Below are 23,882 nucleotides of genomic sequence, written 5' to 3'. Positions count from 1 at the left end.
ACAATATTATACGATGCCTAGCACGCACAAGTTCTAAACTGTCTAGTAGAATAGTGAGCCCTGAACACTTACGAGAAACTTTTATGCACGCAAAACAATCTGGTAAAGCATTATTCCCCCTCATCTGTTTTGTTTTATTCGGTTTATGCATTTATTTGTATTTACCTGAATCGCAAGGACAACAAAACAAGCGAAATGCAAACGCAACACCAGTACAGGCGCATCAAGTGGCAATTAGCCGCCAAGCAAATATTATCGAATCGCTTGGTACTGCGCGTGCAAATCAAGCGGTAACACTCGTTAGCGCACAATCCGACTATATTAAAAATATCTTTTTTGATGATGGCGACACCGTTAAAAAAGGCCAGTTGCTGGTTGAACTTCAAGATGCCGAAGAGAAAACCCGCGTTGAAGAACTTGAAATTCTATTAAAAGAAGAGAACCGTAAATTAAAGCGCTTACAACAACTGGCAAAAACACAAGCAACCGCGCGCTCTGCACTTGATGAGCAAGAAGCAAGCTATGAGGCAACCAAAACACAACTGGCTAGCGCTAAAATTAAACTTGCTGAAATGAAGCTATATGCCCCATTTAGCGGCAAACTTGGCTTGCGAGAAGTATCTACAGGTACCTTTGTTAATACCAGTACAGAAATCACCACTTTGGATGATACCAGCGTGATTAAAACCGATTTTAATGTGCCAGAGAAATACCTCGCGCAAATCGCCATTGGTATGACAGTAACCGCAACAAGCCCTGCTTACCCAACAAAAACCTTCAACGGTACAGTGTCACACATTGCCAGTCGTATTGATGCGGCAACACGCAGTGTAAAAATCACCGCAAACTTTGATAATAAAGATAACATGCTACGTACTGGCATGCTGCTATACACGCAATTAGAACTAAGCGCACAAAACACCTTGATGGTGCCTGAAAAATCACTTATTCCGCAGCAAGACAAACACTTTGTTTATGTCATTAACGATAACGTGATCGAAAAGCGCCAAGTTACTATTGGCCTGCGCCGCGGTGGTTGGGTTGCCATTGGCAGCGGTTTAAGCGAAGGCGAACAGATTGTGACTGAAGGTATTATTAAAGTCAGACCAAATAGCCAAGTGACAATTAAGGAGATGCTGAAATGATTTTAACCGACATTTCAGTTAAACGTCCGGTCTTTGCAACCGTAATAAACTTACTGCTACTTACTTTTGGTTTAGTTGCATTTTCAATGCTTCCACTAAGAGAGTACCCAGATATTGATACACCAATTGTGTCAGTAAGCACTAGCTACACAGGTGCGTCTTCTGAGGTTATCGAAACCAAAATTACCCAAGTATTAGAAAACCGTATTTCAGGTATTGAAGGTGTTAAAAGCATTAACTCGTCAAGCCGAAATGGTCGCTCAAATATTACCATTGAATTTAATATTGACCGCGATATTGATGCCGCTGCCAACGATGTACGCGAACGTGTTTCACGCGCACTTGATAGCTTACCCGAGCAAGTACGCCCGCCAGAAGTGTCAAAATCCGACAGCGATGAAAGCCCTATTGCATGGTTTGTATTAAACAGTACATCAATGAATTCATTGCAGCTGTCTGATTACGCCCAGCGTTATATTGTTGATAGGCTTGCGGTAGTAGATGGCGTAGCTAATGTGCGCCTTGGTGGCCAACGCGAATACTCGATGAAAGTATGGTTAAACCGTGATGCAATGGCTGCTAAAGGGGTTACTGCTGATGAAGTTGAGCGCGTATTACGTCAAGAGAACGTTGAATTACCAGCCGGTGAAATTGAATCGGTAGATCGCGATTTCACCGTACGTATTGCGCGTAGCTATAAATCGCAAAGTGACTTTCAAAACTTAGTCATTAAACGCGGCGACAGTGGTTACTTAGTGCGTTTAAAAGAAGTGGCCGATGTAAAGCTTGAAGCGGTTGATGAAGAAAACTTATTCCGCGGTAACGGCAAAGACATGATAGGCCTTGGTATTGTTAAGCAAGCCAAAGCTAACACCTTAACCGTAGTTGAAAAAGCACGCGAAGAAATAGAAAAAATTAAGCGTTCATTACCTGAAGGCACCACCATTCAAGACAGTTACGATTCATCTATTTTCATCCGTGAATCGATTTCCGAGGTGTATCGCACACTCGCTATTGCAATGGCGTTAGTAGTTGCCGTTATCTTTTTATTCTTAGGCAGCGTGCGCGCAACCCTTATTCCGGCAATTACCGTACCCGTTGCACTGATTGGTAGCTTTACTTTTCTTTACGGCATGGGTTACTCAATTAACTTACTTACCTTACTCGCTTTAGTACTGGCAATTGGTTTAGTGGTAGATGATGCCATTGTAATGCTTGAAAACATTCACCGCCGAGTAGAACTTGGCGAACCGCCACTGCTTGCAGCCTATCGCGGTGCACGTGAAGTCGGCTTTGCGATTGTTGCTACAACATTAGTATTGGTGTCGGTATTTGTGCCGTTAGTCTTTATGGAAGGCCGAATTGGTAGCTTATTTACTGAGTTTGCTATGGCCACCAGCGCTGCGGTGATTTTCTCAAGTTTAACCGCTCTCACATTATCGCCAGCGCTGTGCTCTAAAATTTTAAAACCAAGCGAGAAAGCGTCCAAGTTTAGTCATAAAATTGATGCACTATTTAGCAAATTTGAGAGCGGCTACGAAAATTTACTGCGTAACAACGTGGCTAGCAGCAAAAGCATGTTGCTCTTACTTATTTTTGCAGGCCTTGCTAGCTACTTATTATTTAAACAATTACCATCGGAACTGACACCAAAAGAAGACCGCGGTACTTTCTTTATAATGATGAATGGCCCTGAAGGCGCAAGCTACGAAAATAACGCACAGAACATGGCTCAGATTGAAGAAAAACTGATGCCATATCAGGAAAATGGTGAACTAAGTCGCGTACTTATTCGTGTTCCTGGCTGGGGTGGCCGTGGCGGCGTTGCAATTGTGGGTATGGCCGATTGGGACGAACGCAAACGCGATACATGGCAAGTTATGGGCGAAATCAGCGGTAAGCTTACCGATGTCACCGATGTGCGCGCCTTTGCCATTATGCGCTCTGGCGTTGGCGGTCGTGGTAACAGTCGTCCGGTTGAGTTCGTATTGCAAGGTAACAGCTACGAAGAACTGGCCGATTGGCGTGACAGAATTCTAGCTCGTGCCCGTGAGAACAAAGGGCTAGTGCGTCTTGACCACGATTACAAAGAGACCTTTCCGCAGTTTTTAGTCAGTATTGATAAAAACAAAGCAGCTGATCTGGGTATTAGTATTTCGCAAATTGGCCACACACTTGAATCTATGCTAGGTCAGCGCCGAGTCACCACGTTTATTGACCGCGGTGAAGAATACGATGTAATTTTAAAAGGCACCAAAGCTGACTTTTCAGACCCTAAAAATATTTCGTCGATTTACCTAAAGTCACGTAACAATGATTTAGTCCCATTGGATAGCTTAATCGCCATTGATGAACAAGCGACAGCAGCGCGTTTAAACCGTTACAACCGTATGCGCGCCATTACCATTAGCGCCAACCTAGCAGCTGATTACTCATTAGCAGAAGCGCTTGATTTCCTAAACCAAGTGGCCATGGAAGAAAACGACATTGAAGGCGCGATTGATTACAAAGGCGAATCACAAATGTTCTACGAAGGCGCATCGGCAATGACCTATGTGTTTATTTTAGCGCTCACGGTTACTTTCTTAGTACTTGCAGCGCAATTTGAGAGCTTTGTGCACCCGTTAGTAATTATGCTTACAGTGCCACTTGGCTTAGTTGGCGCATTAACAGGGTTATTCTTCACAAACTCTAGTCTCAATATTTATAGCCAAATTGGTATTGTTATGTTGATAGGATTAAGTGCCAAAAATGGCATCTTAATTGTGGAGTTTGCCAACCAGCTGCGCGATAAAGGTATCGCCTTTACCGAGGCATTAATCAGCGCTTCAAAACAACGCCTGCGCCCAATTATTATGACCTCTTTAACCACAGTAATGAGCTCGGTACCGCTGGTGTTGGCATCGGGCCCGGGTTCTGAAAGTCGTATGGTTATTGGTATTGTTATTTTAACCGGCGTGGTTGTGGCTACCTTGCTAACACTATTTGTTATTCCAAGTGCGTATTACATGCTGGCGCGTAACACACTATCGCCAGAATCCACTGAAAAAGCAATTAAAGATCAAGCGAGCGATCATCCGCTATAAAACTACCGAGTGGTAGCTAAGCTTAACTTAGCTACCACTCTATTTCTTGCCCATCCCACGCAAAGAATTTTCCACTGTCTTTTTCATTAACCTGAAACATTAAGCGAATTAAACATTCCGCACTAAAGTGTGCAGTAAACAATTTATTTTCTGGCACATTACGTTGAAATGGTTTAGATAACTTAGTATCAGTTGTGCCCGGATGAAAGGCTATAACACACACCTTCTTGCTACTTCGAGCCAGTTCCACACTCGCGGTTTTGATTGCCATATTAAGTGCTGCTTTAGCCATACGATAACTGTACCAACCACCTAAGCGGTTATCGCTTATACTGCCAACTCGCGCTGATAAAAACGCCAATTTACACTCTTTTGTCAGTAACTTTTGCAAATGCACTAAGTAGGTTAGCGGCGCAAATGCGTTGGCTTGCATTAATGCCATTGCCGAATCAACACGCCATTGTGATAGATTTTTTTCGGGCTGAATTTCCTCTTGATGCAATAAACCCAAACAACAAAAGACATAATCGAACTTAATTGATAACGTCGCTAAGCAGCTTGCGACCTGCTGTTCGCTGTGGTTTTCGACTAACAACACATTAAAGCGTTTATCACTTAAAAGAGTTGGATTGCTGGTGATAATGGTAATGTTGTGTTCGTCGCCTTGTTGGCATAATAACTCAGCAACAGCCAAACCTATGCCGCCCGCCCCAATAATTAAACTTTGTTTCATCTTGCCGTCCCTTGTCTAACTGTATTAATCTTTACGCAACTAACAAGAAAATAGATTAAACAATAATGCAAACAGCAATTTTTGGTGGTGGCTGCTTTTGGTGTATTGATGCGGTATTTCGCCGCTTAAAAGGCGTGCGTTCGGTGCTATCAGGTTACAGTGGTGGTCATTTAGATAACCCAACTTATCAAGATATTTGTACCGGCTTATCCGGTCATGCCGAAGTGGTGAAAATTGAATTTGATGAGCAAGTCATTAGCTACTCAACACTATTACAAATCTTTTTTGAGTTACACGACCCAACACAATTAAACCGCCAAGGTAATGATATTGGTACACAATACCGCAGTGTTATTTTTTATCTTGATGATGTTCAAAAGCTAGCGAGCTTAAAAATGCTGGCAAGTCAGCAAGTACTTTTTGCAGACAAAATTGTCACTGAGCTAAGCCCAGCGACACTTTTTTATAGCGCTGAAACATACCACCAAGACTATTACCGCGATAACCCTAATCAACCGTATTGCAGTATTATGATTGGCCCTAAATTAGCTAAGTTCTCTGCTAATTATGCGACATTACTAGCGCAATAAAAAAAGCCGCAAATTGCGGCTTTTTTTTACAAAATGATTCGCTGTTAAATCACTCGATTAAAAATCGTACGCGATACCAACAAATAACTGACGACCAATTTCGTGATAGTGGTAAAAGGCATCATTTACCCAATCGCCATCGATATCTACGCCATAACCTTGACTTGGAATGTACTCTTTATCAAATAGATTTTCGATACGAGCACTCACGGTTAATTGCTGTTGAATTTTATAGTTTGCAGCTAAGTCCCACACAATGCGTGATGGGATTTTAGTAATCAGCGTCGATTTTTGCTCAGATTGATACGCAACACTTAAATTAATATCTAAATCTTGCCACTGCTTAGCGATGCTGTAACGTACATTTTCTTTTGCAACAAATGGTAAGTCGCTATACTTTTCAAGAGCGATTGGTGAATTATCCACTTTCTGCGCATCGATGTAACTTACATTAAGCGTGTTATCAAAACCGTAAAATGCAAAATTAGTGGTTAGCTCTGCGCCTTCATAACGAGCTTCGGCAATGTTAAATGGTGACCAACGATGTGGGTTATCAGCTGTTGGTGCTGGTGCCCATGCAATTTTATTGGTTAGCTCGTTACGAAATGCCGCAACATCCACACTTAGGCTATCAAAATCAATACGTAAGCCAAGCTCACGGTTAATTGATGTTTCAGCTTCAAGCTCTGGGTTACCTGAACCAGGGTAGTATAAATCGTTGAACGTAGGTGCTTTAAAGCCAGAGCTTTGACTTACATGCAATACTGCGTCTTGATGCAGGTAAATACCACCCGCAATGTTATACGTTTGCTCAGCTCCAACTTCATCATAATCATCATGACGCACAGCCACATTAGCTAAAAAGTTACCGTCATCGTAATACGCGCCAACAAATGCAGCATAAGCATTGCGACTTTTCTCATCATAGCTGCTCGTTGTATCAATCTTGTCTTGATGCCAGTTTAAGCCGCCATTAAAGTCGATTTGCTCAGATAACTGATATGTCGATAAATAATCTAGCTGTACACGCTCTGTTGCAAAGCGGCTAGTTGGTTTAGTGCCAAACGTATCATCTTGATCTTGGCTAAACGCAACATCTACTTTATGGCTAAAGTCACCTAACTGTTTAAACCAATTAGCATTTACATGGTAGTTTTCATATTCGGTTTTATCTAATGTAGACTCTTGATAATCAAAATAATTATCAAACTCTACTTCGCCCGTTGAATACTGAGCAATAAAACCTAATTGACCTAACAACGCATTATTATGAGTAAGGTTTAGCCCTAGGTTTAAGTTGTCGTAACCGTCTTTATCTGGATCTGCAAAGTTTGTTGCATCGTTTTCTAATACGTCAAATCCTTCTGTACGCTCATAACCTGCATTAAGCGCAATATACACGTATTCCGTAGTAAAACGTGACGTACCTTCTAAGCTCGCGTAACTATTTGAACCCGTTGTTAATGCAATGCTGTGACCTTGTGATTGACGCGTAATAATATTAATAACACCCGCTAACGCATCAGAACCATATTGTGCTGCGCGAGAGCCTTTTACTACTTCAATACGCTCAACTGAATTTAATGGCAAAGTTGATAAGCTTTTATAACCTAAGGTTGCTGAGCCTACGCGCACACCATCAATTAAAATAAGCGAGTAACGAGATTCTAAGCCACGTACAAACAGGCTCGCATTTTGCCCTTGCCCACCATTACGGTTTACTTGAATGCCCGCTTGCGTTTCTAACACACTTAACACATCACGCACATTTAATTGCTCAATTTGCGCACGGTCAATAACTTGCACGCTCGCCAGAGTTTGGTCAATTGATTGCTCAAGCTTATTTGCGGTAACAACAATGGTTTCAATATCATGCTGTGTTTGAGCGTCGGTTGTATTAGCTGCAACGAATGAAGAAGACAAGGCAAGGCTAAGCGCCAAACCTAACTTAGATTTGTGATACATATTATCCCCTTGTGCCCACCGCACAATGTTAATCGTTTTAAGAAACCAATTGGCCGGTCTCCGGGCTGAGCATTTTATTTAATACAAAATACATCACCGTTGCGGGGGCAGCGTTGGACTTAATAAGGCAAAGACTTATGCACCAACTTCCCGATTATCCGTTGTTATGTTTGACCCGCTATTTTACTGAAGCGAAAGAGCAAAAATTTAACGGCACCAATAGGCTATAAATTTAGGCGCGTATTGTGGAGGGGATAAGTGAAAATGTCAATTTTAGAAGTCTAAACCGCTAAAAACAGCTGATAAACTGTTCCCTTATTGTTTCTATTAAAGGTCATTTAGGAGTAAACTTTATTACTCACACAGTGACAATAGATTTGTAACGGATTCAACTATGAAACAGTTAACTAAGGTACTTCTTGCCTGTAGTGCATTTTTGACTCTACACGTAAGTGCATTACAACCGCCCACGCAAGAGCAGCTAAAACGCTATAAAGCGGAAAAAACGCTTAGCCAGCGCGCTTTGCAAGCAAAATCATATGGTAACCACCAGCGTTTACACCATTTGCCGCAACTGCGAACAATGCAAAATAAAGCAGATGAAGCAAACCCATTTGAAGGGTACTTTCCGAGTTTAGGCACGCCTAAAATGTTGGTGCTGCTAGTTGAATTTCCCGATTACTTACACAATGAAAGCAACTCTCAAAGCGCAATTAACAGTAAAATTTTTGGTGAGGGCAACGCCAGCAGTTTCCCGTTTGAAAGCCACCGTGCATTTTACCAGCGTTCGTCATATAACAAACTTGATATTCAAGGTAATGTGCTTGATTGGTATAAAACCGAGTACAACCGTCCGCTTGACGATGGTACCAACGCCGCACAGGTAAAGCAGCAAATCATCAAAGAAGCAATTGAACACCATGATGCGCTTGGCCATGACTTTAGCCAATACGATAACGACGGCGACGGCGACATCGATTACGTTGCAGTGATTTGGACTGGCCCTCCTGGCGAATGGGCAAGCCTTTGGTGGGGTACTTTCTCAGGTTTTGGCGACAACTCATTTACCGTCGATGGTAAAACCATCAGCACAATTTCATGGCAATGGCTGGCCTATTCGGAAGGGCAAGCATTTTCGCCGCTTGTACTTATTCATGAAACCGGCCATGCACTTGGCCTGCCTGATTACTACGATTACGACGACAGCATTGGTCCACGTGGTGGTACAGGTGGTATGGATATGATGGATAATAACAGTTCAGATCACAGTGCATTTAGTAAATTTGCGCTTGGCTGGCTGACGCCACAGTTTGCATCAACTTCAGATACCAACTATCAACTTTCAGCCTCATCAACTAACCAAGATGCGCTTATTTTACGCAGCGACACAAGTGCCACCAATAAATACGACGAGTACTTTATTGTGCAATACCGCGATAGAAGCGGTAACGACTTAAACTTAAACGCTGAAGGTTTAAATATTTGGCACATAAATTCAGAGCTCAATAGCTGGGGCTACTTTGCCAACGATAACAGCTACTCTGACAACAAGCTGATCCGCCTTATTCAAGCTGATAATTTAAATGAAATTGAACTAGCTGCGGCCTACGCTGATGAAAACGATGTATTTACTACGGGCGATAGCTTTTCACCTCAAACACAGCCAGCGAGTAAAAGCTATGCCGCAAAACATACGGGCGTAGACATTAAAAACCTCAATACCGATGGCAATGCTGCTACGTTTAATGCACAAGTTTACCCTAGCATTGCGACGATTGCGGTCGGTTCTATTAGCGATAAATCACTGATAGCACATAATGCACAAGCAACCATTAGCAGTGACGACTTATCTCAAGTTGATCATGTTGAATTGTTAATTAACGGCGAACTTAAAAAAACACTATCCGCACCATTTGATGTGAATTTTGCAGAGCTTATTGCTGAGAATGGCCAACTAAACTTGCAGTTTAATGCCGTTACCGCCGAAGGTTATAAAAGCGCTGAATACTTGAAAGTATTCGCATACAACGGTGAACCTTCAGCAGTGCACTTTCATTTAGATCACTCATTAAATGCGGAAACAAAACAAGTTTACGATAGCTTGACCTTGCCTGTTTACTATTCAGACTTTTTATTCCCGCTAACTAGCACCAATTTTAAATTTGTCTCTGTCGATTTTGGTGAGTCTCGCACGCCTTGGAATAGACTAGACGATGGCACACTGCAAGCATTCGGCCGTGACCGTAAAGCAAGCAGTGAAGAAGTATCATTTATTGATAACTACTCGCGCTTTAACAGCAAGCTTATTATTGCCGGTGAAAATGTCCTTAGCCTATCGCCTGAACTTAGCAATGCACTCGATTTAACGGTAACCAACACCGATGTTCGTGTTGAGCAAGTGGAAAGTATCGCGCTTAATAATGGGCAAACCGTCAGCCAAACTATCATTGCAGAGGATAGCATCTCACCGCCAAGCTCTGAGTTTATTGCACAACAAAATGCAACAACCTTTCTTAACGCAAAAGGTGTGTTTTATGATGACATTGAAGGTAAATGGAAAAATGAGTTTGGCCCGTGTGGCATTCAAGGTGCGATCAATAACAGCAAACTAATTGTGAATACCTGCTCATTAAGCCACTTATCTGCTGGCAGCAAGTCTGCGCTGATTTCACATTATCTTGATTACCTTGAAGTTGAAGACACGGTAGACAATAACCTGCTACCGATTATTCAACTTGAAACCACTCATTACGTTACCGAAGGTGAAGCTGTGGCGCTAAGCGCAACTGTGAGCGATGCTGATAACGACCCGATCACGCTAGCTTGGCAGCAAATATCAGGTAGCGAAGTGGCAATTGCAGATAGCACAAGTGCAAATCTAAACTTTACCGCACCGCAAGTGCAAGCAGACGAAAGCTTAACATTCTCGCTCACAGCAGATGATGGCAAAGGTAGTACAACCGCATACATCACTGTAAACGTTATCAATGTAAATAAGCTTCCAGTTGTCGAAATTGATGCACCTCAATCAGTATTAGCTAATGAGCTAGTGACGATTTTCGTCTCAGCGACAGATGAAGACGGCGATGCGCTAACCTATGAGTGGCAACAAGTCTCAGGCCCTGCAATTGATTTAGCAGGTAACACCAGCAACACACTCAGTTTTACAGCACCAGATGTAGCAAGTGATACCGCTATTAATTTGTTTGTATCAGTATCTGACGGTAAAGGCTCTTCGGGTGTTCATATTTCAATTGACATCAAGCGCTCAAATCAAGCGCCGGTAGTTACAATCGGTAATGATATATCAGTAAATGAAGGTGCAACGGTCACGTTAACCGCAGAGTCGAGCGACCCAGATGGTGATGAACTCTATTACAACTGGAAACAAACCAGTGGTCCGGCAGTGAATTTAACCAGTACCGATGAAGCAAACTTAGTTTTCACAGCACCTAGCGTTGATAGCGATCAAGTACTTACATTTGAAGTTACGGTGAGCGACCAATTGCTAACGAGCACCGCAAGTGTTCAAGTAACAGTTAAAAACATTGCTCCTCCAACTACTGAAGCAACATCAAGTTCTTCAAGCGGTAGTTTATTTGCAATGTTAGGGCTTCTCACTCTAATTAGCTTACGCAGACGAAGTTAAGATTACCCCATAAAAAAAGAGCCACAAATGTGGCTCTTTTTTTTGATTTAAACCGCCAAAATAATTGGTGATTTTAAAAATTCACCTAGAGCATGCTGACCTTTTCGGTATGGAATTTGTTCACATCCAAAGCATTCTGCTCGAGGCGTTGGCTTGCAGGCATAGTGGTCTACGTCAAAAGCCAGCAACAAAGAGCTGGATGTTTTGGGTTGAACCCTACGGGCAGCACATTTGCAGTATTTCTAAGGCGTTATCACTCTTTCATGTAGAATAACTACACGTCAATCGTGACGCCTTGTACAAATTGTGCAAATATTGCTGCAAAATCATGCAGTAAAGTTCGGCACGCTCTACTAATCGCGGAAGTTTTTAAACTGGAACGGTTGCCCTAATTCAGCTTCGCGAACGAGTTGCATTATTGCTTGTAAGTCATCGCGTTTTTTACCTGTTACACGCACTTCTTCACCTTGAATCGCAGACTGTACTTTTACTTTTGAGTCTTTAATCAGCTTCACAATTTTTTTGGCAATGTCTTTTTCTATGCCCTGCTTGATAAACACTTGCTGAGAATACGTTTTACCGGTGTGAACCACATCTTTTACTTCAAAGCTTTTTACATCTAAGCCGCGCTTTACTGCTTTTGCCGCTAAAATATCAAACATCTGGTTAAGCTGAAAATCTGAATCAGCTTTCATCGTGATAATTTCTTTACCAAATTCAAATGAGGCTTCAACACCTCTAAAATCGTAACGCGTATCTAATTCACGATTTGAATTATCAACCGCGTTTTTTGCTTCAGTCATTTCCACTTCAGAAACGATATCAAATGAAGGCATAGTTATCTCCGTAATGTGCTAATGGTGCGATTATAAAGCGCATAATTAAACTTACAAATTTTTCATATTTTCACGCAATGCTATTTGTTATACTCGAAATTCGTGATTTTGAGGAAGTTTTGTGTGAGCCGACGTATTTATCAGGCATTGTTTATTGTATTTATTATTGCCTGCAGCCTGCTCTTTTTTAAAGAAGTAAAGTCATCGCTAGTTAGTATTTCGCACATCGATAAGGTTGCTCACTTCGCTGTGTTTTTTGTATTAACAGGCTTTTTAAAACGCGCGGTAAAAGCCCCGTTCTGGTTATATATCGTAATTCTGGCAGCGTATGGTGCTGGTGTGGAATATGTGCAAGGCATGCTTCCTCATCGCCAAGCTTCATTTGCTGATTTTGTTGCTGATGTTGCAGGTATTCTTAGTTACTTAATTATCAGTGCTGTATGGCATAAACGCTATGCAAAAGCGAAACAAAGTGAACAAGCCTAAGCTGTATATTGTTGGCCACGGCGCCATTGGTTTATTGTTCGCCCGATTGTTGCGCACAGCATTTGATATCAAACTGATTGTACGCAGCAAAACCAAAAACTCAGCGCACATAACGGTTACAGCGCTTGATCAATCTGTTGAAACATTCTCGCTCGAAACCGTAACGATTGATGAAATAGACGCTATCGATAACCTCTTTATTCCAACCAAGTCTTACCAAGTGGCAAACGTTTTAGCTCAACTGCAACATAAAATAAGCAGCCGCGCCACCGTGATATTGAGCCATAATGGCATGCCCAACTTGACGGCAATTAACCAACCGCTCGCAACACAAAATCTGTTTTTCTTAACCACCAGCATGGCTGCACTTAAGCACGCCGATTTTGCGATAGCACACACCGGCTTTGGCGCTAGCTTTATTGGCGCATTAAACGCTAACACCGAAAAAACACCAACAATCGAGCATCTTTTAACAGCAATACCAAATATCACCATAGAGCAAAACATTAACGCATTACTGTGGCAAAAATTGATTATTAATATTGCGATAAACCCATTAAGTGCGGTGCATCAAGTTAAAAATGGCGCGCTTATCGCACCACAATATGCCAGCGATATTATCGGTTTGGTCAATGAAGCGGTGTTTATTGCAAATAAAGAAGGGGTGGAAATATCGCTCAGTAGCGCGCTTGAAAGTGCCTACCGGGTAATGCGCGCAACTTCGCAAAACTACTCTTCAATGAATCGCGACGTGTTTAAACAGCAGCAAACTGAAATCGACAGTATCTGTGGTTACATCCATAAAAAAGGGGTTGAATATAGCTATTCAACCCCGTTTAACTCTCGCTTTTTAGCGCTTATTCAGGACGGTACACCTTAACGTTAGTGTAGCCTTCTTCATGTAAGATCAGCGCTTGTAATTGGCTCATTACACCCTTTTTACAATAGAGGTAATACTCTTCACCTTTTGGTAAATCACCAAATTGTGTTGCTAACTTATAAAACGGCAAGTGTTTAACTTCAATGCCGTCAAGCTCTAGCGGATCGTTGTCTTCTTCTTCCGGCGAACGAATATCAATCACGATCGCGCCTTTTGGTAATTCAGCTGCCGATTCCGCTTCTTTAACTTCTTCTTTGGTTTGTGCTTCAATCTCTTTAATGCACATAATACGCGCATTATTTACAACCGTATCAAGCACATCAAAATCGAAGCTTTCTTCTTCTGCAACGATCTTATCAAGCTTTGCTTTTACCGTTGGCTTTTTAGAAATAACGCCACAGAACTCAGGCATAGCTTCAGCCATTTCAGAGGTACCGATGCTACGAGCAATATCGATAATCTCTTGCTTATCGTGTTGAATAAGCGGGCGTAAAATTAGCGTTTCTGTTACGCGATCAATCACATTTAAGTTTGCTAAAGTTTGGCTCGATACCTGACCTAAGCTTTCACCGGTTACTAACGCATCAATGCCCAGCTTTTGTGCAATTGCACTACCAGCACGCATCATCATACGTTTAAGTACCACACCCATTTGGCTGTTTTCTATGTTTTCTAGAATTTCAGCAACAACCGGTTCAAAGTCTACTTTAATAAACTTTACACGGTGCGTTGAGCTAAATTGCTTCCACAAATAGTAACTTGCTTGCTTAACGCCAATCTCGTGTGTTGCACCACCAAGATTAAAGAATAAGAAGTGAGTACGCGCGCCTTTACGCATCATTAAGTAGCTTGCTACGCCCGAATCAAAACCGCCCGACATTAAGCTTAATACATCTTCTTGAGTCGGAAGCGGGAAGCCACCTAAACCAAAGTGCGTTTCTTTAATGATGTAAGCAAATTCGTTTTTAACTTCTACTTTTACTGTGATTTCAGGTTTTTGCAGTTTTACCTGTGCACCTTCAACATTCTGATTTAAACCACCACCAACGTAACGCTCTACGTCGCTTGAGGTAAAGTCATGCTTACCTTGGCGTTTACAACGTACGCAGAAGGTTTTGCCTTTTAAACGCTCTTTATTAAGCTCAAGTGCAACTTGGTAAATATCATCTAACGATTCAAATGTGGTTTCTTGTACTTCAATAAATTGCACAATACCCGGCACGCGCTTTAGGGTATCGATTAAACCAAGGCGAACTTCCTCATCTTGGCTTTTACACATCACTACGATGTTGTCCCAGTTTTGAATTACTTTCGCATCTTCATGAACGCGAATAACCATGTTTTTAACATTCGATGCTAAAAGCTTGGTAAAACGTTTGCGAACCGATTTACTTTTAATCGATATTTCTGGGTGTAATTTAACAATAAACTTGAACATACATCATTCTCAAAGCGACAGTGAATTTACTATTATACCAAGACTCAGTCCCTTGTTGAAAGTTTAGTTTAAGCACGCTAGTTATATCTGCTATGTGTTCTATTTCGTTTCCAAGCTTTTTACATCTGTTAAATCATCACCTTGCAATTCAATTTCGCTTAGTGTTTTATAGCTAACGGCATATTGACCTAAGTTGTTACTGTAGCGTAATGCCGTTGTCTTTAATGGAATAAATCAGGGCGCAACAGTTAGTTTTCTTAACAACTAACAGCGCTTGGCGTTTGCTATTAGAGTCCGCAGCATCAAAAGTAAAATAACGCCACGCATTTCAGTGCAACACTTTCTAATTTTCTAAGGATAGTATTAATGCAAAAACTCACTTTAACGGCGCTTACCGTCGCTGTATCTTTAGCGCTATCGGGCTGTAACAGTACAACCTCACCATCGACTCAAGCGCAATCAACTAGCGCTGCAATTAACTTACCGAGTGTTGACGTAAGTTACGACTCTTTTACGCTGGATAATGGCTTAAAAGTCATTGTTCACACAGACCGAAAAGCACCGATTGTCGCTGTAAACGTTTGGTATAACGTTGGCTCAAAGCATGAAAAGTTAGGCAAAACAGGTTTTGCCCATTTATTCGAGCACTTAATGTTTAACGGTACAGAAAACTATAACGATGAGTATTTTGGTCCATTCGAAAAAGCAGGTGCGACTGAACAAAACGGTACTACAAACAACGACCGTACAAACTACTTCCAAAACGTACCAACGACAGCATTAGATATGGCGCTTTGGATGGAATCTGATCGTATGGGTCACTTGCTTGGCGCCATTACCCAAGAAAAACTCGATGAACAACGCGGTGTTGTACAAAATGAAAAACGCCAAGGTGAAGCGCGCCCTTATGGCAAAATGTGGGGAGCAGTAGCGGAGAATACATTCCCGAAAGGTCACCCTTACTCTTGGTCTGTTATCGGTTCAATGGAAGATTTAAATGCGGCGTCACTTGATGATGTGCACCAGTGGTTTAAAGATTATTATGGCCCTAACAATGCCGTATTAGTGCTTGCTGGCGACATTGACGTTGCAACTGCTAAAGAAAAAGCGAACAAGTACTTTGGCGACATCAAGCCAGGTAAGCCTGTTGCGCAAATTGATGCATGGGTTGCTAAGCGCACTGGTACTAAACGCATGACAATGCAAGACCGCGTGCCGAGTCCTCGTATTGTTAAAGTATGGAATACCGCTGAAAAAGGTACCGCTGATAGCGAGTATTTATCACTGCTTGCAGATGTACTTGCCGGTGGAAAAAACAGTCGCCTGTATAAGCGCCTAGTCTATCAAGAGCAAAAAGCATCAATGGCATTTGCCTTTAACTACTCTCGCACTATGGCGGGTCAAATTATGATTGGTGTTGATACGCTACCGGGTGCTAATTTAAACGAAGTAGAAACGATTATTGATGAAGAACTTGCGAAACTACTGAGTGAAGGCCCAACAAGTGAAGAACTAAACCGTATTAAATTCTCAAATGCGGCAAGCTGGGTAAAAAATGTTGAAGGCGTTGGTGGTTTTGGTGGTAAGTCAGACATTCTAGCGTCAGGCATGGTGTACCATGGCGACCCTGTTTTCTATAAAAAGCAGCAGGCGATTCAAAACGCCGCAACTCCTGCTGATATTCAACAAGCAGGTAAAAAGTGGTTAACTGATGGTGATTTTGTACTGACAATCGAACCATTTGAAAAGCTTTCACACAACCAAACAGGCGCAGATAGAAGTAAAGTACCAAGCGTTGATTCATTACCAGAACTTAAACTACCTGAAGTACAAACTGCACGCCTAAACAACGGCTTAGAAGTTGTGTTAGCACAGCGTTCTGATACGCCAAGTATTAATATGGAACTTAACTTTGACGGTGGCTTCTCATCGACTACCGACGATAAAGCTGGCCTTGCGCTCTTTACAATGAAAATGCTGCGCGAAGGCACCAATGAGTTATCAAGCTTAGAGCTTGCTGCAGAACTAGAGAAAATTGGCGCGTCACTTTATTCAGGTGCAAGTTTAGATAACGCTGATGTAAGTTTAAGTGCATTAAAAGTGAATTGGCAGCGCAGTGCTGAGTTATTTTCACAAGCGATACTTAATCCTGCATTTAACGAGCAAGATATTGAGCGTATTCGTAAACTTACAATTGATGGCATCAAAAAAGAAAAATCAACACCAATGAGCAATGCATTGCGTGAGCTGCCACCGCGTTTATACGGAAAAAATCACGCATATTCGCAACCTTTAACTGGCTCGGGTTACGCAGCAACCGTTAACAGCTTCACTCGTGAGGACCTAGTTAATTACAAAAACACTTGGTTACGCCCTGATAACGCACGCTTAGTTGTGGTGGGCGATATTTCAATGGATGAGCTAACCGCAACACTAAATACTACGTTAGCAGACTGGCAGGCGCCAAATACTGCAAAACCTACGGTAAGTTTAACGCAGGTAACACCGGCGCAAACAGCTAAAGTATATGTTCTCGACAAGCCAGATACACCTCAATCACTGATTGTTGCCGGTTTACTTGGACCAGATCGCAATAGCTTAGCTACTGATCAAGATATTAAACTGGATATTATGAACACCATTATTGGCGGCTCATTTACGTCACGTATTAATATGAATCTGCGTGAAGATAAAGGTTGGTCATACGGTGCTCGCTCTGCATTACTTAACAATAAAGGCCAATCTCCTTTCTTTGTTTACGCGCCAGTGCAAACCGACAAAACCAAAGAGTCGATTCAAGAGATATTAAAAGAGCTAGAAAACTACACTGGTAAAAAGCCAGCGACTGACGAAGAGCTAAATAAAGTTGTCAGTAACAAGGTTGCTAAACTACCAGGCCGTTACGAGAAAAAGTGGTCGTTACTTAGCTCGCTATCAAGCGCATATAAACGAGGCAAAGATGTATCTGACCTTGAGCAATATGGTTCAAAAGTAAAAAACACCACACTTAATGACGTGAAAAAACAAGCTAAAAGCCTTATCAAAAAAGACCAAATGACTTGGGTTATTGTGGGTGATGTGGCAAAAATAAAAGCGGAACTTGAATCACTTAACTTAGGTGAAATTGTTTACCTAAAAGATTAACGAAATAGGTAAGTATTAATTTATAAAGCCGCAACTACGCGGCTTTTTTATATTTTAAAGTCGGCAAACTAGAACGTCTTGAGCTTTGCACTCTAGCTTATTAACTAAATTGATTTTGGTGTGAAGTCGTGGGTAAAAATCCGAAACAACTTAATCGCCAATGGCACCGCAACCTTACCAGTTTTAAACTCTTCCATCGTAGATTTTAGCTCGCTGTATTTGCTATTTTTTTCTGTTTCTAAATTGATCATGCCCATTGTCCACTTGGAAAAAACGCGTTTTTCAACGGGTTCAAAGTACATCAAATTACAGTCTTTATGACGCTCGTCGCGCGCAATCTTTTGATATAGTGAATCAATGGTGCTTTGTTCACCTTCGAGCACCTGTAGCAACCAACCGCCGTTATAAAAAAGACACCCCGTAATGCCTTGGCTTTCATTAAACTTGCGGGCTACCTCTAAAATATCTGAAAAATCTTGATTTGAAAGTGTGCGAGTTTCTCTACTTTGATAAATTAATTGGTGCAGTGACATAAACAGTTCCATGGCTTAAAGTTCAACTTTAAAATATATAGACTGTAATCTTAAAAAGGTCACTGTTTATAAACAAAAAAGGCCGCTATGCGACCTTCTTACCAAGCGAGTAAACTGTATTTACGCGCGTCGTTGGCGCAATACTTCAAACAAACAAATACCCGTTGCCACTGATACATTTAAGCTTGAAACTGTACCTACCATTGGAATTTTAACCAGCTCATCGCAGTGCTCTCGAGTTAAGCGACGCATACCTGAGCCTTCTGCGCCCATCACAATTGCCATTGGGCCGGTTAATTTAGCATCAAATACTTCAACATCTGTTTCACCTGCAGTACCAACAACCCAAACACCCATTTCTTTAATATCACGCAGGGTGCGCGCAAGGTTTGTTACCTGCACTAAAGGAACCGTTTCTGCCGCACCACAGGCAACTTTACGCGCGGTACCATTCAGTTTGGCTGACTTATCTTTCGGTACAATAATCGCATCTACACCTGCTGCATCAGCATTACGTAAACACGCACCTAAATTATGTGGGTCGGTTACGCCATCAAGTACTAATAAAAATGGCGTATCGCTATTGGCAATGATCTGGTCGAGATCTTTCTCGTTGTACTTTTTCCCCTCTTTTACGCGGGCAATAATCCCCTGATGCTGTTCACCTTTGGCTTTATCATCGAGTGCTTTACGCTGCATAAATTGAATTGATACACCGAATTGACGCGCTAGGTTAATAATTGGATTAAGGCGTTTATCTTCGCGGCCTTTTAGCGCATAAATTTCGATAAAGCGTTCAGGTTCTTTATTTAAAATTGCTTCCACTGAATGAAAGCCAAAAATTAATTCGTTACTCATTTAATTAGCTCTTAGCACGTTTTCTTGCATTTTTACCCGGACGCTTTTTAGCAGCCGAAGCTTTTGATTTGGTTTTGCTAGCAGACTTTTTACCTGCTTTGCTTTTCTTGGTCGGCTTGCCAGATGATTTACCCGCTGGTTTTGGCTTACCCTTGCCTTTGCCTTTTTCGGGAATCGCACCTGCACGCAGTTGGTCGCGCACACTGCTCGCTTCATTTACGGCTTTTTGCGCACGACGACGTGAATAGCGGTCTTGCCCTACTTCTTCACCTAGCGTTAAATTAATGCGGCGATCATCTAGGCTAACAGAGGCTACTTGCACATCAATAGCATCACCCATACGGAATACTTTGCGGCTATTTTCACCTATTAAACAATGCTTTTTACCGTCGAAATGATAGTAGTCATTACCAAGTGACGTAACATGCACCATGCCGTCAATATACAGATCATCTAACCGAATAAATAAGCCAAAATTAGTTACCGATGAAATCACACCGCTAAATACTTCACCTACACGGTCTTGCATAAATTCGCACTTCAGCCAATCGGCCACTTCGCGGGTGGCATCATCGGCGCGGCGTTCAGTCATTGAACATTGCTCGCCTAGCTGATCGACCTCATCTTGAATATAGGCATATTCACCCGATGTTTTTTGCCCTTGCTCTTTGATAACAGCTTTAATTGCGCGGTGCACAACTAAATCAGGGTAACGGCGAATTGGCGAGGTAAAGTGCGCATAGGCTTTTAATGCCAAACCAAAGTGACCAATATTATCTGCCTGATACACCGCTTGCTTCATTGAGCGCAACAACATGGTTTGAATAAGCTCAATTTCAGGGCGCTTTTCTAAACGGTCAAATAACTCGCCAACTTCTTTTGGCGTAGGCTCTTGCGGCATCGTAACTTCAATACCCAGTTCACCTAAAAACTGGCTAAAGTTCATTAGCTTTTCTGGATCAGGCTCGTCATGTACACGGTAAAGCGCAGGCGCTTCGTGTTTTTCTAATAATTTTGCGGCAGCAACATTAGCTAAAATCATGCACTCTTCAATTAGTTTATGTGCATCGTTGCGGCTCAGTGCCACTATTGATTCGATTTTACGCTGCGCGTTAAATATAAATTTCGGCTCTTTGGTTTCAAACTCAATAGCACCGCGCTCTAAACGTGCTGCTTTCAGCGTTTTGTACATTAAGTGTAATTCACGAATATGCGGCACAAGCGCTGCATTTTCTTCACCTAATGCATTTTCATCGCCGCCTAGTAACTCACCTACTTTGGTGTAAGTTAAGCGCGCATGCGAATTCATCACTGCTTGGTAAAAACGATAACCCGACAGTTTACCTGTTTGTGATACCGTCATTTCAGCCACCATACACAGGCGGTCTACTTTTGGATTTAAACTACATAACCCGTTAGAAAGCACTTTTGGCAGCATTGGAATGACTTCTGACGGGAAGTACACCGAGTTACCCCGTTGAATTGCTTCACGGTCTAATGGGCTGTTTTTGCTAACATAATGCGATACATCAGCAATCGCGACCCATAAACGCCAGCCACCTGACTTTTTCGCTTCACAAAATACCGCATCATCAAAGTCGCGTGCGTCTTCGCCGTCTATCGTTACCAGAGGTAAATGACGTAAATCAATGCGGTCTTCTTTGTCTTTTTCCAGTACTTCATCAGTTAGACCTGCGATTTGCTGCTCAAGATCTTTTGGCCATTGATTTGGAATATCGTGATTACGCAGCGCAACTTCAATTTCCATACCCGGCGCCATATGCTCACCAAGTACATCAATTACTTTACCAAGTGCGTTCATGCGCTTGCTTGGGCGCTGAGTGATTTCAATTTGCACCATTTGATTGTGCTTAGCATCACCTTCAAAGCCCGGTAAAATCATAATATCTTGGCTAATGCGCGGATCTTCCGCCACCACAACTGCCATACCATGCTCACGGAAAAAACGACCAATAATCGGTGCTCTTTCACCTTCAAGCACACGTACAATTCGTGCATCGCATTTACCGTTTTTACCAAAACTAGCTGGCTTTGCTAATACACGGTCGCCGTGCAGCACTTGCTCCATTTGGTGTTTTGGAATAAACCAATCTTTACCGCCTTCATCCAGCTCTAAAAAGCCAAACCCTTCGCGATGTCCAATCACTTTACCTTTTACCAAACCGACTTTATCAGGGATGCAGTAACATTTTGATTTATTAAATAGCAGCTGACCATCGCGCTCCATTGCGCGTAAACGGCGTTTCAAAGCGATTTGACGCTCTTCTTCAAACACATTTAGTTCGCCACATAAATCGGCAAAATTGGCAGGTTTAGTTCGGTTGCTGATATGCTCAAGAATAAACTCTCGGCTCGGCACTGGATTGTCGTATTTTTGTTGTTCGCGGTCTAAATAAGGATCTTTTTTCGGCATGAATTCGCACTATCTATGAAAGTGCTTTTATTTTAAACCATTTAGCCACTGGGTGACAGGTCATTTCTATGACAAGTCGCTTTGCACGCGCTTTTGTTTGTCGATTTCAACGACTAAACCATCAAAAGCCAACACTAAATCGCCGGTGTAGTGGCTTTTAGCCTCGTTTTCTAGCGGTTCCAGCATGCCTTCGCCATGGTAGCGGCTTGAAAAGTGAAACAACGCAAGACGCGGAACCTGATACAACTCGGCAAATTCAGCAATGCATTTGGCATCACTATGCCCAGTATGCATCCCAACTTTATGTAAATCACTATGAGTAAACGTGGCTTCGTGCACGAGTAAATCGATATCTTCAACCACATCGGCCAATAATTTAGGCTTTTCATTGTCGCCACAAATAATCACCTTACGCGGCTGCCAGCTAGGAAAACTATATTCTTCAGCGCGTAACAACTTACCTTGGTATTCAACATTCTGCCCTTTTTGCAGCAAGTTATAATGGCTACCTGTTGCAATGCCATCATTAGCCAACTTATCAAGACGCAGTTTACGCGGAATATTTCGCTCCGTTATTTTAAAGGCAAAACTTGGGACGCGGTGTTTTAATGGGTGAATAGACACCTGACAAAAGCTAAAATCAAGTGCCTGTTCTAATGTTTCAATCTCACGGCAAATTAACTCAAAACCCGCTTCCATTTGGGTGAATTTAAGAGCGCTTAATACAAAATCAATCACCGCTTTCGGCGCCACTAAATACACTGGCTCTTTTCGCCCAGCCAGAGAAATAGAAGCAATTAACCCCGGCAAGCCATAGCAATGATCACCATGTAAATGGGTAATAAAAATCACTGATAGGTGATAGCTCGCCAGTTCACTTTTTAATATTTGATGCTGCGTGCCCTCACCACAATCCACCAGCAACCACGACTTAGTCGAGTCAAAACTCACAGCAGTAGCACTCACATTACGATTAAGTGACGGGCACGCTGAAGAAGTGCCTAAAAAGTGAATTTTCAAATTATGAGCCTATGGTGTTGGAGTTATTGGGTAAATTGTAGAGGAGATTGAATGGGGATGGAATTGGTAATCGGCATTTGAAAGTTAATGATGCCCCTCGGATTTATTGCATATCATCAGCGTTTTTAAATAACTTCACCTCCTTGTATTTCATAAAGCCCATCCATGGGCTACATGGTTACTTTTCTTTATTACAAGGTCCTTTTTTTCATCTAAAGACCGCCTAAGGCGTTCTAATTTGTTCCAGACAAATTAGTGTCTCGCCAAAGATAAAGTAACCACAAATTTATAGGGAATAAATTTGAACAGCTAAGCTGGCCCGAAGGGCGAAATACAGGGATGTATTTCGTAATAGAAAGGCGACCGCACTATCAAACTTAATCCTCAAAACAAATTTGAATTATATGATAAACGCCATGAATCGGCATCCATGCCTCAGCATGGCTTGCTCGACCGCTTCGCTCCCTGTCTCGCATTATTCATTTAAATTTTGCTTTCAGGTTTGATTGAAGGGGGAAGTTTTTCTCAGCGGCGGCCTTCAAGGTCGTAATTGAGCGAATTTGTGACTTTGATAAAACTATTAAACATAAACCTCCCTTTCTATAATAAAGCCCATCCATGGGCTCCATGTTACTTTTCTTTGCTTCGCCAAAGATAAAGTAACCAAAAGAAAGGCGACCGCACTATCAAACTTAATCCTCAAAGCAACTTTGAATTTTATGATAAACGCCATGAATCGGCATCCATGCCTCAGCATAGCTTGCTCGACCGCTGCGCTCCCTGTCTCGTATTATCAATTCAAACTTGATTTTCGGGTTTGATATAAGCGGAAATGAATTTTAGCAACAGACTTTAATGTCACTATTGAGCGAAAAACGGTCATTGTATAAATTAATCAACTGGCATATAAAGTTTTCCACTGTTATAAATAAAAATAATACATTCCATTTCTTAATGATTATTTCCCCCTTAATTTTATAAACAGGCAACTTGCCTGTTTTCTGCAACCTATAAAATGTTAATTTCCAAATAACCATCTGACTAGTAACAACTAATTATTAGTGTTATAAAATGCTTTAGAATGA

15 protein-coding genes and 1 riboswitch are annotated in these 23,882 nt (G+C 41.9%); of the genes, 7 read left to right on the top strand and 8 right to left on the bottom strand.

What is annotated here, in order from left to right:
* Positions 1–83 precede the first annotated feature (83 nt).
* A complete protein-coding gene (locus L1068_RS18690; protein WP_237131427.1) occupies positions 84–1,145 on the top strand; it encodes an efflux RND transporter periplasmic adaptor subunit in 1,062 nt (353 codons plus the stop codon).
* Positions 1,142–4,231: an efflux RND transporter permease subunit gene (locus tag L1068_RS18685; RefSeq protein WP_237131426.1), complete on the top strand. Its 3,090-nt coding sequence runs from the start codon at positions 1,142–1,144 to the stop codon at positions 4,229–4,231. The genes L1068_RS18690 and L1068_RS18685 overlap by 4 nt, the downstream gene beginning before the upstream one ends.
* A gap of 31 nt (positions 4,232–4,262) precedes the next feature.
* Here L1068_RS18685 and L1068_RS18680 read toward each other — a convergent pair whose 3' ends face one another.
* Positions 4,263–4,964 (bottom strand): SDR family oxidoreductase, encoded by a 702-nt coding sequence (locus L1068_RS18680; RefSeq protein WP_237131425.1) that lies wholly within the window; start codon positions 4,962–4,964, stop codon positions 4,263–4,265.
* Between the two features lie 65 nt (positions 4,965–5,029).
* On the opposite strand from L1068_RS18680, the gene msrA reads away from it, so the two are divergent.
* Positions 5,030–5,554 (top strand): peptide-methionine (S)-S-oxide reductase MsrA, encoded by a 525-nt coding sequence (gene msrA, locus L1068_RS18675; protein ID WP_237131424.1) that lies wholly within the window; start codon positions 5,030–5,032, stop codon positions 5,552–5,554.
* A 57-nt stretch (positions 5,555–5,611) separates the two neighbouring features.
* On the opposite strand, the gene L1068_RS18670 is transcribed toward msrA, so the two are convergent.
* Entirely contained in the window at positions 5,612–7,519 is a 1,908-nt protein-coding gene (locus tag L1068_RS18670; RefSeq protein WP_237131423.1) for a TonB-dependent receptor, read from the bottom strand.
* A 33-nt stretch (positions 7,520–7,552) separates the two neighbouring features.
* Positions 7,553–7,751: riboswitch (cobalamin riboswitch) on the bottom strand.
* A gap of 162 nt (positions 7,752–7,913) precedes the next feature.
* Here L1068_RS18670 and L1068_RS18665 point away from each other — a divergent pair.
* Positions 7,914–11,168, top strand: a complete 3,255-nt coding sequence (locus L1068_RS18665) for a M6 family metalloprotease domain-containing protein (RefSeq protein ID WP_237131422.1) — start codon at positions 7,914–7,916, stop codon at positions 11,166–11,168.
* 353 nt (positions 11,169–11,521) lie between these two features.
* On the opposite strand, the gene L1068_RS18660 is transcribed toward L1068_RS18665, so the two are convergent.
* The gene (locus tag L1068_RS18660) at positions 11,522–12,004 is read right to left on the bottom strand and encodes a YajQ family cyclic di-GMP-binding protein (protein WP_054981465.1); all 483 of its coding nucleotides are present in this window, start codon (positions 12,002–12,004) and stop codon (positions 11,522–11,524) included.
* A 123-nt stretch (positions 12,005–12,127) separates the two neighbouring features.
* Between L1068_RS18660 and L1068_RS18655 the strand changes: the two genes are divergently transcribed.
* Together L1068_RS18655 and L1068_RS18650 are read left to right on the top strand one after the other, a co-directional pair.
* Positions 12,128–12,490, top strand: coding sequence for a VanZ family protein (locus L1068_RS18655; protein WP_100914138.1), 363 nt, complete (start codon positions 12,128–12,130; stop codon positions 12,488–12,490).
* Positions 12,459–13,370, top strand: a complete 912-nt coding sequence (locus L1068_RS18650) for a 2-dehydropantoate 2-reductase (protein WP_237131421.1) — start codon at positions 12,459–12,461, stop codon at positions 13,368–13,370. Before L1068_RS18655 ends, L1068_RS18650 begins: the two co-directional genes overlap by 32 nt.
* On the opposite strand, the gene thiI is transcribed toward L1068_RS18650, so the two are convergent.
* On the bottom strand, positions 13,348–14,808 hold the full coding sequence (gene thiI / locus L1068_RS18645) for a tRNA uracil 4-sulfurtransferase ThiI (RefSeq protein ID WP_237131420.1): 1,461 nt from the start codon (positions 14,806–14,808) through the stop codon (positions 13,348–13,350). The two genes, L1068_RS18650 and thiI, sit on opposite strands and share 23 nt — an antisense overlap.
* A gap of 366 nt (positions 14,809–15,174) precedes the next feature.
* Between thiI and L1068_RS18640 the strand changes: the two genes are divergently transcribed.
* Complete coding sequence (locus L1068_RS18640; RefSeq protein WP_237131419.1) at positions 15,175–17,952, top strand: pitrilysin family protein; 2,778 nt, start codon at positions 15,175–15,177, stop codon at positions 17,950–17,952.
* Between the two features lie 104 nt (positions 17,953–18,056).
* Here the strand turns inward: L1068_RS18640 and L1068_RS18635 are convergent, their stop codons facing one another.
* From L1068_RS18635 to L1068_RS18620, 4 genes are all read right to left on the bottom strand, one after another.
* A complete protein-coding gene (locus tag L1068_RS18635; protein ID WP_237131418.1) occupies positions 18,057–18,485 on the bottom strand; it encodes a BLUF domain-containing protein in 429 nt (142 codons plus the stop codon).
* Between the two features lie 120 nt (positions 18,486–18,605).
* Complete coding sequence (gene rlmB / locus L1068_RS18630) at positions 18,606–19,343, bottom strand: 23S rRNA (guanosine(2251)-2'-O)-methyltransferase RlmB (RefSeq protein WP_010562064.1); 738 nt, start codon at positions 19,341–19,343, stop codon at positions 18,606–18,608.
* Positions 19,344–19,347: 4 nt separating this feature from the next.
* The gene (gene rnr / locus L1068_RS18625) at positions 19,348–21,777 is read right to left on the bottom strand and encodes a ribonuclease R (RefSeq protein WP_237131417.1); all 2,430 of its coding nucleotides are present in this window, start codon (positions 21,775–21,777) and stop codon (positions 19,348–19,350) included.
* Between the two features lie 66 nt (positions 21,778–21,843).
* On the bottom strand, positions 21,844–22,797 hold the full coding sequence (locus tag L1068_RS18620) for a ribonuclease Z (RefSeq protein WP_237131416.1): 954 nt from the start codon (positions 22,795–22,797) through the stop codon (positions 21,844–21,846).
* Between the last annotated feature and the right edge of the window lie 1,085 nt (positions 22,798–23,882).

Source organism: Pseudoalteromonas sp. MMG024 (assembly GCF_021654175.1).
Lineage (GTDB): Bacteria > Pseudomonadota > Gammaproteobacteria > Enterobacterales > Alteromonadaceae > Pseudoalteromonas.
Note: the sequence above shows the minus strand (reverse complement) of the source record. Positions and strands in the feature narration are given on the sequence as shown.

Coding starts and splice junctions, on each gene's coding strand:
- L1068_RS18690 (WP_237131427.1), top strand. CDS start 84: ATGCACGCAAAACAATCTGGTAAAGCATTATTCCCCCTCATCTGTTTT.
- L1068_RS18685 (WP_237131426.1), top strand. CDS start 1,142: ATGATTTTAACCGACATTTCAGTTAAACGTCCGGTCTTTGCAACCGTA.
- L1068_RS18680 (WP_237131425.1), bottom strand. CDS start 4,964: ATGAAACAAAGTTTAATTATTGGGGCGGGCGGCATAGGTTTGGCTGTT.
- msrA (WP_237131424.1), top strand. CDS start 5,030: ATGCAAACAGCAATTTTTGGTGGTGGCTGCTTTTGGTGTATTGATGCG.
- L1068_RS18670 (WP_237131423.1), bottom strand. CDS start 7,519: ATGTATCACAAATCTAAGTTAGGTTTGGCGCTTAGCCTTGCCTTGTCT.
- L1068_RS18665 (WP_237131422.1), top strand. CDS start 7,914: ATGAAACAGTTAACTAAGGTACTTCTTGCCTGTAGTGCATTTTTGACT.
- L1068_RS18660 (WP_054981465.1), bottom strand. CDS start 12,004: ATGCCTTCATTTGATATCGTTTCTGAAGTGGAAATGACTGAAGCAAAA.
- L1068_RS18650 (WP_237131421.1), top strand. CDS start 12,459: ATGCAAAAGCGAAACAAAGTGAACAAGCCTAAGCTGTATATTGTTGGC.
- thiI (WP_237131420.1), bottom strand. CDS start 14,808: ATGTTCAAGTTTATTGTTAAATTACACCCAGAAATATCGATTAAAAGT.
- L1068_RS18640 (WP_237131419.1), top strand. CDS start 15,175: ATGCAAAAACTCACTTTAACGGCGCTTACCGTCGCTGTATCTTTAGCG.
- L1068_RS18635 (WP_237131418.1), bottom strand. CDS start 18,485: ATGTCACTGCACCAATTAATTTATCAAAGTAGAGAAACTCGCACACTT.
- rlmB (WP_010562064.1), bottom strand. CDS start 19,343: ATGAGTAACGAATTAATTTTTGGCTTTCATTCAGTGGAAGCAATTTTA.
- rnr (WP_237131417.1), bottom strand. CDS start 21,777: ATGCCGAAAAAAGATCCTTATTTAGACCGCGAACAACAAAAATACGAC.